Below are 14240 nucleotides of genomic sequence, written 5' to 3' on the forward strand. Positions count from 1 at the left end.
AAATGGATTAGTTTACTTTCCATTCAATAACCCCACCCGATGCACCTTTCTGCAACTGGGCAGCTATTTTCAGTCCTGTCGTTTTCACCGGTTTGAAATCAAGGCTGTTGTAGCAGTCTTTCTTTACCGTATATTCGTTCAAAGCTTCTACTTCTTTCCAGCTTTTGCCATCTTTATAGTAGAGTTTCCAACTCTCCGGCACCCGGAAATCCCCGTCATAATGATCGAAATCCAGCCAGTACACTTCTACGTTTGAAATCGTATAAGGTTGGTCAAATTGATAAGCCAAAGTTTCCTGTGTTCCATTTCTCAACCACCAGTAGTGATAAGGTTTGGAAATATCCGATGAACGCTTCGGTTCCCACTGGTCATTCACACCCCATGCCCAGGTTTCAATTGAAGCAGATTCAGGAGCATCTTTCTGGATAGGAGCTTGTATCATCAGAGTATGTGCCTTGCTGGCGATTGTTGGTTCTGGAGTAGGACGGGCATATTCCGCAGCTTCAGGAATCCACACCGCCATCTGGTCGGCACCACGATTATTCCAAGTGGAATAAGGAATGGCTTTGAAAGGAACATCCTTGACGCTACCATCTTTTTCTATTTCCTTAGCTGTACCAGTCAACACCATGACACCGTTTAATAAATCAGCATCGTAAGTTGCCTCCATTGAAGTACCGTCAGGAATAAACTTATTAAAGACAATGCTGTCAGCCTGATCTTTACCTTCCAAGCAGAACATGATTGGACCACGCTCAATAGCAAGCTTACCACGGTCATCTTCTACATTATCATTCGCTTTCACACGGCGGACATCCATCGGGAAATTAATTTCTACAACATCTCCAACCTTCCATTCGTGGAGAATCGTAGCATAGCCATCCATCTGCTCAGCATTTACTTTCTTGCCATTAATTGAGATAGCGTAAGCCTTTGCCTTATCAGTAAATGAATAAAGGTCTGTAGGTACAGGAGTATCCTGTGCCCATCCCGGAATACGAACGCGCAAAGCGAACTCCTGTTCCTTTTCGGGAGTAACGGAAATGCTGACTTTACCATCCCACGGATAGTTTGTGGTCTGTTCCAATTTTATATTGTTAGTTTCCGTATTCAATTCGGCTTTGCTCTGGATATAGAGATTGACATAAATATCATTGCCCTGAGTAGCATACATATAGAAAGGTACGGAAGCCATGAAACGCGTTACATTACCCGGACAGCAAGCGCAACCAAACCAGTGCTGGCGTTCATGTTGCCCCATAGACTCAAGCGGATTATCATAGAAAAATTTATCGCCACTGAGTGAAACACCCGAAATAACTCCATTGTAAAGAGCACGCTCCAGTACATCGGCATACTTGGCATTGCCCGTAGCCAGGAACATGCGGTGATTCCAATATACATTGGCAATGGCAGCACAAGTCTCACAGTATGCGGTATGGTTATTCAATTCATAGTTAGGACCAAATCCTTCACCTTGCGGACGTGAACCGATACCACCGGTGATAAAGAGCTTTTTACTTGCCATATTTTCCCAGATACGACTTAAAGCATTGAAATAAGCGGTATCCTGAGTTAATGAAGCTACATCGGCAACACCGGAATAAAGATATCCTGCACGTACCGCATGACCTACTATTTCATCTTGTTGCAGAATAGGTTTGTGATCCTGGCTGTATTCGCTAAGACGATGTCCGTCTGTTCCTCGACCGGTTTCCTCTACAAAGTATTTAGCCATCTTCAAATACTTTTCATCACCTGTCACCTTATATAATTTAGCAAGGGCCATTTCAGCGATAGGATGACCGGAAGGAACATGCTTTTGTCCTTCATTCGGACCAAAGACCTGACATACTAAGTCGGCATTCTTGATAGCTACATCAAGGAGATTACGCTTCCCTGTTGCACGATAATGAGCAACGGCAGCTTCATACAAATGACCGCTATTATAAAGTTCATGACTATTAATCTTTTCCCAACGGCTCTTTCCCCACCAACCGGAAAGGCGATAGCATTTATTAGTAACGCAAGTGGTAAGATAGCCATCCGGTTCCTGAGCAGCAGCAATCAAGGTAATAACGCTATCCAGATAAGCATCCAGCGCTTTATCATACTTCACAGCCAGCGAATAAGAGGCTCCTTCTATAATCTTATAAGGATCGGTATCATCAAAAGAAAAGTCACCGCGATGTTCTCCCTTCATCAGACCACCGGCTATGGCAAAGTTATCGAAGCGCCCGTTCTTCTCACATTCTTTAAATGCGGAAGGAATAGAAACAGTACGGTTCGTTTCAATGCGTGGAGTCCAGAAGTTATCATTCAGGTGAACTTGCGTAAAAGGAACTTCTTTGATCGGTGCATCAGGCTTAACGTAGGAATTGCTGCAAGCACTCATCCCCAGAAGGGCAATGCTACCGAAAAGGAATTGAATTCGTTTCTTCATCATACTATATATGTGCTTTTAAATCATTAGCATTAGTGTACGGCAAAGGAAAGGGATTTCCTGCTAACAGGATGAAAAAATAATCTATAAGGATAAAAGAATAGTCGAAGTATGAGGCTCCAAAAAGGGATTTAGACAATCATTTCATAGATTGGACTATTTTTTCATGCCTGTAGATATTATACTCAGTAAGCTCATAAACAGCAAGTAAAGACATACTCCCAATTCATATAAAGTTGCATGGCAAAACAAAGGATATGAAGAATTATTTGTACTTTTACCGCAAAACATACTGAGATTATGAGAGCAACTTATATCTGGCAACAAAACAAGTGGCCTGACTTCACTTGGAATGACTCTAAATTATCCTATAAATTAGGTAGAGTCCGAAGCTTACAAGGTAAACTTGTAGGAAAAATGAGTGTGCTCGGTTTTGACCTGAAGAATAGTGCTATGCTCGATGCACTAACGGCAGACATTACAAAATCATCTGAAATAGAAGGTGAGATATTAAATATAGATCAAGTACGCTCTTCCGTGGCCCGCCATTTAGGAATAGAAATAGAAGGAATCCCCGAAGCGGATCGTTATATAGATGGAGTGGTGCAAGTGATGATAGATGCTACTCAGAATTATATGCAACCCTTAACAGACGAGCGTCTCTTCAACTGGCATGCAGCTTTATTTCCTACGGGACGAAGTGGTGCATATAAAATAACGGTTGCCAATTGGCGGCAAGGTTCAGAACCTATGCAGGTCATATCGGGTGCTATGGGAAAAGAAACAATTCATTATCAAGCACCTGATTCAAGTGAAATCCCCTATCAAATGGGGCTATTTTTGGATTGGGTAAATGATAATCAGGAGATAGATCCGGTGCTAAAAGCCGCCATAGCTCACTTCTGGTTTGTAACTATTCATCCGTTTGACGATGGTAATGGGCGTATTTCCCGAACAATAACTGATCTGTTCTTGGCTCGTGCGGATGAAATGCCGCATCGCTTTTATAGCATGTCTGCTGAAATACGTAAACAGCGGAAAAGTTACTATGATATATTAGAGAAGAGCCAAAAGAGTGGTCTGGATATCACGGATTGGCTTGAATGGTTTTTGGACTGTTTAAAAGCCGCATTGATTCATACAGAAAAAATGGTCAGTACTGTTTTGCAGAAAGCTGCCTTCTGGGACAAGCACCGGTTGGTCTCGATGAATGAGCGACAGATAAAAATGGTGAATTTACTATGGGATGGCTTTAATGGGAAAGTAACCTCCTCAAAGTGGGGAAAGATCACAAAATGTTCTGCAGATACAGCCTTACGTGATATACAAGATTTGATAGCAAAAAATGTACTGCGGAAAACAAACGAAGGAGGACGTAGCACCAATTACGAATTAAATCTGTAATATTTCACAGGAAGCGCTTCTTATATTCATCGCATATAATGCGGAGATTACTAATCCTAATCTCCGCATTATTGCATCAGATAAATCCTGATCATTCAAAAACGGCACCCAACCAGACAGATATCCGGAATACACCTACTCCCTATCTTCTCCTTACTTACTCCCTACCTTCTCCCTACCTACTCCTTCCTATATACAAGGAGAAGGTACAAAGAAGCTACGCCCTAAATACGAGATAAACATAGACCAGATAAGTCCACTCAAATGGATGAAAAAATAATCCAATCGAATACAAGAATACTACAAACGGCCATTGAGAAGGCCATAGAAAGGCATCTTTTGGACTATTCTTTTATTACATTATATTATTCAGTCCTTCCGTTCGCTCTTTTTTCTTTTACTTTGCAGACAGACAAATAAGAATTAACCGAATCATGAAAAACAACCTCTCTTTCAAATTAGTCGTTATTTCCTTATTTCTGTATTGCGGAAATTATTCACTCGAGGCAGCATCAGGAAAGAAATACGCACTGGCATCTCCCGACGGAAAACTGAAAGTAGAAATCAGTACCGGAGACAAATTATCTTATCAGGTAATGCACGAAAAGGATACAATTCTCTCTCTTTCTAACATAGGCTTGGTTCTGGCTGACGGAACCGAAATAGGAAACAATTCTCAGGTAACAGGTATAAAAAGGAAAAAGATCAGGGATAATGTAGAATCCCCTTTCTACCGCTTCAAGGAGTTCGTTGCTGCATGCAATGAACTCGACTTGAAGTTGAAAGGTGGTTTTGGAGTTACTTTCCGCGCTTATGATGATGGAGTAGCCTACCGTTTCTATACCACACGTACAGCAGGTGTTACAGTCAAAGATGAAATAGCTGAATTCAACTTCAATCAAGATTATACAGCTTATCTTCCTTATACGACGAATGACAAAAAGCCGATGGCAATGGCTTTTCAAAATATATACGATGTTACCCCACTATCAAAGGCACAGCCGAAAGTAGCTTTCCTACCCGTTACAGTGGACTGCGGTAAAACCAAATTAACTCTACTGGAATCTGATCTTGAAGCATATCCGGGAATGTTTGTAGAATCTCAGAAAGATGGATATGGGCTAAAAGGTGTTTTTGCTTCCTACCCTACCCAAACAAATTTCAATCCTTGGCGTATGCAGGAGTATGTAACAGAAACCAGTGATTTCATAGCACGCAGTAGTGGGGCACGTACTTATCCCTGGCGCGTACTGGCTATTACAGAAAAGGATACGGATATGCCTGTCAATAATCTGGTGTATGCGCTGGCATCTCCCAATCGCATAGGTGACACATCATGGATAAAGACCGGAAAAGTAGCCTGGGATTGGTGGAATGACTGGAATCTGAAAGGTGTCCCCTTTAAGGCAGGTATCAATATGGATACCTATAAATATTATATAGACTTCGCCAGCAGGAATGATATAGAGTTTATAGTGCTCGACGAGGGTTGGTATAACCCGAAAAGCGGTGATATGCTGACTGTTATTCCGGAACTGGATCTTCCGGAACTGATTGCCTACGGAAAACAGAAAGGAGTTGATATCATTCTTTGGACAGTATTCAATGTACTCGACAAACAACTGGAAGCCGCCTGCAAGAAGTACTCCGAAATGGGTATCAAAGGCTTCAAAGTAGACTTTCTGGATCGTGACGATCAGACTGCTGTTGAAATGGTATATCGTATCGCTGATGCTACGGCAAAACATAAGTTGACACTCGACCTTCATGGCATTTACAAACCTACAGGTATCAATCGCACTTATCCGAATATCATCAACTTTGAGAGTCTGTTCGGTATGGAAGAGGTAAAGTGGACGGATATTAAGAATAACATGCCTCTCTACGATGTGACCTTCCCTTATATCCGTATGATGGCAGGGCCGGTAGATTATACTCCGGGTGCCATGCGCAATGCAACGAAAGCCGACTGGCGTGCCGTCTATTACTCACCGATGAGTATGGGAACCCGTTGTCATCAGTTGGCCGCTTATATTGTACACGATTCTCCACTCACCATGCTGTGCGATGCTCCGACGAATTATCTGAATGAACAGGAATGTGTGGACTTCATCACTTCAATTCCTGTGGAGACGGATTCTACCTTTATCGCCGCAGGTAAAATGGGAGAATATATCGTTAGTGTACGAAAGAAAGATATCAACTGGTACATTGGCGGGATGACAAACTGGGATGAACGTGATGTAGAACTTGCCTTTTCGTTCCTGCCTTCCAATGTCCGCTATACAGCCACACTCTTTGCTGATGGTATTAATGCGAACAAGCAAGCGGAAGATTATCGTACAGAGAAACTGATTATAGATAAAAACAGCCGGATAAAGCTACATTTAGCCTCGGGCGGGGGATTCGCGATGAAGCTTGAGTTATATCCGGTGCGAGGTGAAATAACGTCCATACCCGAGGGAAAGAATATTCCTTCTTTTTATAAGAAATACATTGAAACTGAGGGATTATATGTCACTTCTTCCGAAAGGGTTAGTGATGAAGCGTTGTTGAAAGCATGTGATATCATCAGTCTGATGCTATCAAAACGTCCGGATGTAAAAGCGCATATGGTGAAAAAAGGTTGCCATGTGATGGTTATCGGTAAAGACGAAGAAACTTGTGATTTACCGGAGTTTGCACATATCTGCAATTCGCCGGACAGCATTGCATACTGGAACTGGCGTGCCCGTGGTTTCGGTGGGGCACCGGAAGACGAGTTCTCCGCCAGTTGCGGGGAAGAGAATCTATTGGCCTTGCCACAAGATAAATATACGGGCGAGAATATTCTGATTCATGAATTTGCCCATCTGATACATATGGTAGGAATTGCAGGTGTGGAACCGGATTTCAATGACCGACTGGAAGCATTGTGGAAAAGCGCTGGAGAAAAAGGACTATGGGCCGGTACTTACGCATTAAGTAACAAAGAAGAGTATTTTGCTGAATGCGTACAGTCTTTCTTCAACTGTAACCGTTACGCTGATCCTGCCAATGGTGTACACAACTCCATGAACCGTCGCGTAAAGCTGAAAGCCTACGATCCGGAAATATACAAGCTGTTGAAAGAATATTTTTATGAAATAGAGATACCGATTAATAATGAAATACATAAATGACCAGCGTAGCGCTGGAGCAAGGTTTGCTGCGCGGTGCAAGTAATTTTTCTAACAATAAAGTAACAAAATGAATAGAACCATCCTTTTAATCACTTCCTTTTTAATAGGGGTTGTCTCTGCCTTTGCACAGGCCGCTTTCAATGCTCCGGGTACGGGTAATCCCGTGATTCCCGGATATTTCGCCGACCCTACTATCAAAAGGTTTGGTGATACTTATTATATGTACGCCACTACCGATGGCAGTGGTGCAGGCTTTGGCCCCGCACAAGTATGGACCAGCAAGGACTTCGTAAACTGGACCTTGATGCCCATGAACTGGCCCGACAGTCACTGGATATGGGCACCCGATGTGATGCAGCACTCTGATGGGAAGTACTACTACTTCTACTGCCAGCCCTGTATCATCCATTGCGGAGTCAGTGAAACTCCCCGCGGTCCGTGGAAGAATATCCTGGGCGATAGCGAAGCCGTCCTTATCCCCGACCGCTTCGTAACAAATGCCATCACTCTGGATGGACAAACATTTGTGGACGATGACGGCTCAGTCTATATGTACTGGGGAACCTGGGGCATTTACAAAGGTTTCGGTTGCGGTGCCGGAAAATTAGCTCCCGATTTGAAGAGTTTTACTGAAACCCGCCTCATCCCCAATACCGAAGCCACCGATTTCTTCGAAGCACCTTTTGTAATCAAACGTAATGGAACCTACTACTTTATGTATTCCTCCGGTTCCTGCCACGACCACACATACCGTGTGCAATACGCCACCTCAGACAAGCCTCTGGGTCCTTACACTTATGGCGGCTGCATCCTCGAAACCAATACTGACGGAACCATTCACGGTCCCGGACATCACAGTATCCTCCAGGAAGGTAATGATTACTATATCGTTTATCACCGCCACGATAATCCACACTCCAACCGTGGCTTCCACCGCCAGCTTTGCATCGACCGCATGACATTCAATGCAGACAGAACGATTCAAAAAATTACCCCTACCCATGAAGGCGTAGGTGCACTGGCTCCTTCCGTTGTTAAATCAACCAACCTCGCCTTTGGTAAAAGCGTGCGTGCCTCTTCCTCTTATGATGACAACTTCCGTCCCGAATATGCCGTAGATGATAACAACGGAACTTTATGGCGTCCGCGCGGGATGGGACAAGAATGGCTTGAAATAGACCTGGGACGCCCCCAGCAGATACAAACGATCTGGACACAATTTGAATATGGCACTCAGTTCTATCAATACCTGATTGAAACTTCAACAGACGGTAAACGCTGGACTATCTTTGCCGACAAACGGAACAATCATCTGGCAGGCAGCCCGATGGTAGATTTCGGCAAAGCAAAAGCCCGCTTTGTACGCCTCACCTATACCGGTGGACAGAAGAATGGCTTCGGTGGCGCTATCTGGAACATCAAGGTATTTTCCGGTATCGAAGATTCCGCCCCCCAACAGTGGCTCGGACTGACAGCCGCCGACTGGAATGGCCGCGAATGGCAGAACAATGAAGGAATGTTAGGAGATTCTTTTATCCTGAAAGCAGGATCAGCCCGCACCGAGCGTATTGACGGACGCGACGCACTGGTTCTCGAACCGGGTACTACACTGGAATACCGTCATCCGTTACTTTCTCCCTCCAAGGAGCATACAATTAGTGGGTTAGTTCATAGGTTAGGTAGATGGCAAAGCTACGAAGCGGAACCCGCCCTTTCATCCGGTGTGATTTCGCTTCAAAGCGGAGCCGAACCCTTAGTCATCACTAATCTGCGCTACTATAACTGGAAACAGGCACCTGCCGAACAGGAATATGATACCACTACGGATATCGTCCGCTTACCGGCTGCCGAACAGCAAAAGCATGGCTTGGTAGTAAGTATCACCGCTGATGACTTCGCCGCAGGAGACACCGTACATTATCTTTCCAATCATGGAATAGAAGGATACTTCGAAGCCCACAAAGCCCCCTCCATCATCAAGGAAGTGGAAGGGAAGAAAAGTTTCAGCTTTGATGGGCAGCAGGTATTCCAGTCCAACTTCTCCCTGCCTGCAACCTTGCTGGACAATGCCCCCTATACATTGGAAACCTGGATACTGAATGATTCTATTGCCGAAAATGAATGTGTAGCCGACTTCACGACTTCGCATGACGAATTGGAAAAGATTATGCTCGTCAGCGGTACGGAACCCCGATGCGGTGTCATCAACCACTACGGCTGGTACGAAGATGCCGGATACAAGGACATGAAAGAACTGGCCGGCAAATGGCAGCATATCTATATTTGTTTCGACGGCCGCATGGAACAAGTATATATCAATGGTAAATTAATTAGCGAAAAAGACATTCAATTGCTAATAAAACCATCACAATACGTAACTTTGGGGCGGAATGCAGAACGCAACTGGCCGTTCACGGGCTACCTGCATTCACTGAAACTATGGGACGAATATATTCCAATCAAGAAATAATACCATAAAACGAATAATAACCATGAGAAAAGTATTAGTTACCACCCTGCTGGTTGCCGCCACCGTAGGCAGCCAGGCGCAAGTGAAAAACCAATCGCACGGGTATCCCATCGATCCCGTACCTTTCACCTCGGTGAAAGTAACCGACTCCTTCTGGGGACAACGCCTCAACGCGAGCCGAGAGGTAACCATCCCCCTGGCATTCAGCAAATGCGAGGAAACCGGAAGATATCAGAACTTCGTCAATGCAGCCCATCCCAGTGATACCATTAAAGTAGGCGGACTGGCTTTCGACGATACGGACGTATACAAAACCATCGAAGGTGCCAGCTACCTGTTGCAGACGTATCCCGATAAGAAACTGGCCAAATACATCGACAGTGTACTCGTCATCGTAGCCGCCGCACAGGAACCGGACGGATACCTCTACACCAGCCGCACCATGAATCCGAAACATCCCCATGAATGGGCGGGAAGCAAGCGTTGGGAAAAGGTAGAAGACCTGAGCCACGAGTTTTACAACCTGGGACACATGGTGGAAGGCGCTATCGCCCACTACCAGGCTACCGGGAAGAAGAACTTCCTCAATATCGCCATCCGATACGCCGACTGCGTATGCCGTGAAATCGGTACAGGCGAAGGGCAGCAAATTCGTGTCCCCGGACATCAGATTGCCGAAATGGCACTTGCCAAACTTTATTTAGTCACCGGAGACCAAAAGTACCTCGACCAGGCCAAGTTCTTCCTCGACCAGCGTGGATATACCAGCCGTACCGATGAATACAGCCAGGCACATAAGCCGGTGGTTCAACAGGATGAAGCTGTGGGACACGCCGTTCGCGCCGCATATATGTATGCAGGTATGGCCGACGTAGCCGCCCTGACGGGAGACACCGCCTACATTCATGCCATCGACCGCATCTGGGACAATATCGTCGGCAAGAAATATTACATCACCGGCGGTATCGGAGCTACCGCAGCCGGAGAGGCTTTCGGCAAGAACTACGAATTGCCCAACATGTCAGCCTATTGCGAGACTTGTGCTGCCATCGGCAACGTATACGTCAACTACCGTCTCTTCCTCCTGCACGGTGAATCCAAATACTACGATGTACTGGAACGCACTTTATACAATGGTCTGATTTCAGGCGTATCCCTGGATGGCGGCGGTTTCTTCTACCCCAACCCGCTGGAAAGTATGGGACAGCATCAACGCCAGCCCTGGTTCGGTTGTGCCTGCTGCCCGTCCAACATCTGCCGTTTCATCCCATCCCTGCCGGGATATATCTACGCAGTGAAGGATAAGGACGTTTACGTCAACCTCTTCATGTCCAATACTTCCGACCTGAAAGTGGGTGGCAAAGCTGTTTCTATCGAGCAAAACACCAAATACCCGTGGAACGGTGACATTACCATCGGCATCAACAAGAATAACGCCGGACCCTTCAACCTGAAAGTCCGTATTCCCGGATGGGTTCGGGGTCAGGTAGTCCCCAGCGACCTGTATACCTATAGCGACGGCAAGCGTCTGAAGTACACAGTGAAAGTAAACGGAGAAGCCGTACAGAATGAACTGAAAGATGGTTATTTCAGCATCGACCGCCGTTGGAAAAAGGGTGATAAGGTGGAAGTACACTTCGACATGGAACCGCGCACCGTGAAAGCCAACAATAAGGTGGAAGCCGACCGCGGACGCATTGCCGTAGAACGCGGACCGATTGTATACTGTGCAGAATTCCCGGATAACAACTTCGACATCTTCAGCGTATTCATGAACCGTACTCCGAAGTTTGAAGTGGTAGAAAAGCCCGATCTGCTGTATGGCATCAACCAATTGAAGACCGGCGCACAGACACTTGGTTATGACGATCAGGGTCGCCTGACCACTACCGATGTGAGCCTGACACTGATACCTTACTACGCATGGGCTCACCGTGGTTCGGGAGCTATGGAAGTATGGTTGCCGCAAGAACTAAGCGCATCCCGCCCCGCCATGCCTGCCACACTGGCTTCGGAAAGTAAAATAGATGCATCCCACCGCGCAAGCTCCATTTCAGCCATCAACGACCGCCTGGTTCCGAAAGATGAAAATGATCGTTCCCTGCCCTATTACCATTGGTGGCCCAAACAGGGAACTACGGAATGGATCACGTATGAGTTCCCGGCAGAAGCTACCGTATCAAGCTCCACCGTATATTGGTTCGACGATGCTCCCTGGGGCGGTTGTCGTGTACCGAAAAGCTGGAAGATATATTATAAAGATGCACAAGGCCAGTGGCAGCCCGTCACAGGTGCCGACAAATATGGCGTTGTAAAAGGTGCGGGAAACACCGTAAACTTTGATCCCGTGAAGACCAAATCCGTCAAACTGGAAATCACCCTGCCGGACAAACATGCAGCAGGTGTTTATGAATGGGAAGTACAATAAAGGTTAGTTAGATATGAATGTTTGTAAGTTAGGTTTGTCGATAGCCATGCTCCTTAGCGGGGGCATGGCTTTCGCACAAGGCACGGTGGACGATTATAACCGTGCCTACGCATTGAGAGAGAAATTCAGTGCCAACAAAGTTTTTTACTCCAACGTCACGCCGCAGTGGATAGAAGGCACACATCAGTTTTGGTATGTACGCAATACGCCCGAAGGCCGTATCTACGTATCGGTGAACGCAGACAAGAAAAACAGAAAGGAGTTGTTCGACCACAAGCGTCTGGCAAGCGCACTGAGCAACGCATCCGGTAAAGAAGTAAAGCCCGAGGCAATCCAACTGGAACGGTTACGGGTGAATCCGAGCCTGGATACGCTTCGTTTTGTATTCGGCAACCAGCGCTGGATGTACGCCACCCGCAAAAATCAGTTGGAAAATGAAGGCAACCTGCCCGACCGCAATGCACCACAGAAGCACTGGATGGAACGGGATGACGAAAAAGAAGCCGCTCCCGTAACTTCACCCGATGGAAAGTACACCGCCTATATCAAAAATCAGAATGTATATGTGAAGGAACTTACCACGGGAAAAGAGAAGCAGTTGAGCCTTGACGGCACACTCAGCAACTATTACTCAGCTTATATCCGCTGGTCTCCGGACAGCAAGAAAGTGGCATCCTGCAAAATTCGCCCGGTAGAGAAACGATATGTGTACTATGTAGAGTCTTCTCCAGCAGATCAGCTCCAACCGAAACTGCACAAGCAGGAATATGCCAAACCGGGAGACGAACTTCCTTTCAAGATACCTTGCATTTATGAAGTTGAAACAGGACGAGGCATCATCCCCAACACCGCCCTCTTCGACCGGCAGTATGAAATATACGGTCCCGAATGGAACCCAGACAGCCGTGCCGTTACCTTCGAGTACAACCAGCGCGGACATCAGGCATATCGTGTACTTGAACTCTCTGCCGAGACAGGCGCCGTGCGTCCTCTGATAGAAGAAACCTCTGACAAATACGTGAACTATACCCGCCGTTTCCGCCACGACCTAAGGGACAACAAGCACATCATCTGGATGAGCGAACGGGATAACTGGAACCACCTGTACATGTACGACCGCACTACCGCACAGCCCATCCATCAGATAACCCGCGGCGAATGGTATGTGCGCGACGTGCTCCGCGTAGACGAGGACAACCGGCAGATTTATTTCTCCGCCAACGGTGTGCAGCCGGGCGAAGATCCTTACCTCATCCGCTACTACCGCATCGGCTTCGATGGCAAAGGCTTCACCTGCCTCACTCCCGAAGAAGGTATGCACCGGGCCTGGTTCTCACCGGACATGAATTATCTGGTAGACGTTTATTCCATGGTGAACAAAGCTCCTGTTACCGTATTGCGCAGTGCCGAAGACGGCAAGGTGGTGATGCCGTTGGAAACAGCCGATATCAGCCGTCTGGAAGCAGAAGGTTGGAAAGCACCGGAAGTATTTACCGCCAAGGGGCGTGACGGCAAAACGGATATGTGGGGACTGATTGTTCGTCCCACTAACTTCGACCCGAACAAGAAGTATCCGGTTATCGAATACATTTACCAAGGTCCCGGCGACCAGTATGTACCCAAGACTTTCATCCCGTACAACTGGTACATGACTTCCCTTGCCGAACTCGGTTTTATCGTCGTCATGGTAGACGGAATGGGAACTTCTTTCCGTTCACGTGAATTTGAGAATGTATGTTATAAGAATCTGAAAGATGCAGGACTTCCCGATCACATCGCCTGGATTAAAGCTGCCGGAGAGAAGTATCCGTATATGGATATGGACCGCGTAGGTATCTACGGCTGTTCCGCCGGAGGCCAGGAATCCACCACTGCCGTGCTGCTGCATCCCGAATTCTACAAAGCCGCTTATTCCGCCTGTGGCTGCCACGACAACCGCATGGATAAAATCTGGTGGAACGAACTCTGGCTGGGATATCCCGTGGGAGATCAATATAAGGAAGGATCGAATGTAGAGAATGCCCATCTGCTAAGCCGCCCCTTGATGCTGGTAGTAGGCGAACTGGACGATAATGTAGATCCTGCCTCAACCATGCAGGTGGTGAACGCACTGATAAAAGCCAACAAAGATTTTGAACTGGTAGTGATTCCTGGTGCACACCACACGATGGGAGAAGATTTCGGGGAACATAAACGCTATGATTTCTTTGTACGCCATTTGATGGGCGGGAATCCGCCGAAGTGGGATGAAGTGAAGAAATAGTGATTAACAGCTAGTGATAAGTGATTAACGCCCCTATCAGGACATATCGTTCAACTTGTTAATCACTTATC

Annotated in this window: 6 protein-coding genes; 5 read left to right on the top strand and 1 reads right to left on the bottom strand. The window is 46.4% G+C overall.

From position 1 onward, the window contains the following. Positions 1-7: 7 nt before the first annotated feature. The gene (locus DWW10_RS00230; RefSeq protein ID WP_118420685.1) at positions 8-2443 is read right to left on the bottom strand and encodes a glycoside hydrolase family 127 protein; all 2436 of its coding nucleotides are present in this window, start codon (positions 2441-2443) and stop codon (positions 8-10) included. A gap of 300 nt (positions 2444-2743) precedes the next feature. Here DWW10_RS00230 and DWW10_RS00235 point away from each other — a divergent pair, with 300 nt between their 5' ends. From DWW10_RS00235 to DWW10_RS00255, 5 genes are all read left to right on the top strand, one after another. After that, entirely contained in the window at positions 2744-3847 is a 1104-nt protein-coding gene (locus DWW10_RS00235; protein ID WP_022393988.1) for a Fic family protein, read from the top strand. Between the two features lie 434 nt (positions 3848-4281). Further along, positions 4282-7008, top strand: coding sequence for a glycoside hydrolase family 97 catalytic domain-containing protein (locus DWW10_RS00240; RefSeq protein ID WP_022393987.1), 2727 nt, complete (start codon positions 4282-4284; stop codon positions 7006-7008). A 67-nt stretch (positions 7009-7075) separates the two neighbouring features. Further along, positions 7076-9478 carry a family 43 glycosylhydrolase gene (locus tag DWW10_RS00245; RefSeq protein WP_022393986.1) on the top strand — a complete coding sequence of 801 codons (2403 nt, stop codon included), beginning with the start codon at positions 7076-7078 and terminating at the stop codon, positions 9476-9478. 22 nt (positions 9479-9500) lie between these two features. Then, positions 9501-11906 carry a glycoside hydrolase family 127 protein gene (locus tag DWW10_RS00250; protein ID WP_022393985.1) on the top strand — a complete coding sequence of 802 codons (2406 nt, stop codon included), beginning with the start codon at positions 9501-9503 and terminating at the stop codon, positions 11904-11906. A gap of 13 nt (positions 11907-11919) precedes the next feature. Beyond that, positions 11920-14169 carry a S9 family peptidase gene (locus tag DWW10_RS00255; RefSeq protein ID WP_022393984.1) on the top strand — a complete coding sequence of 750 codons (2250 nt, stop codon included), beginning with the start codon at positions 11920-11922 and terminating at the stop codon, positions 14167-14169. Positions 14170-14240: the final 71 nt, after the last annotated feature.

Source organism: Bacteroides intestinalis (assembly GCF_003464595.1).
Taxonomy (GTDB): Bacteria; Bacteroidota; Bacteroidia; order Bacteroidales; family Bacteroidaceae; genus Bacteroides; species Bacteroides intestinalis_A.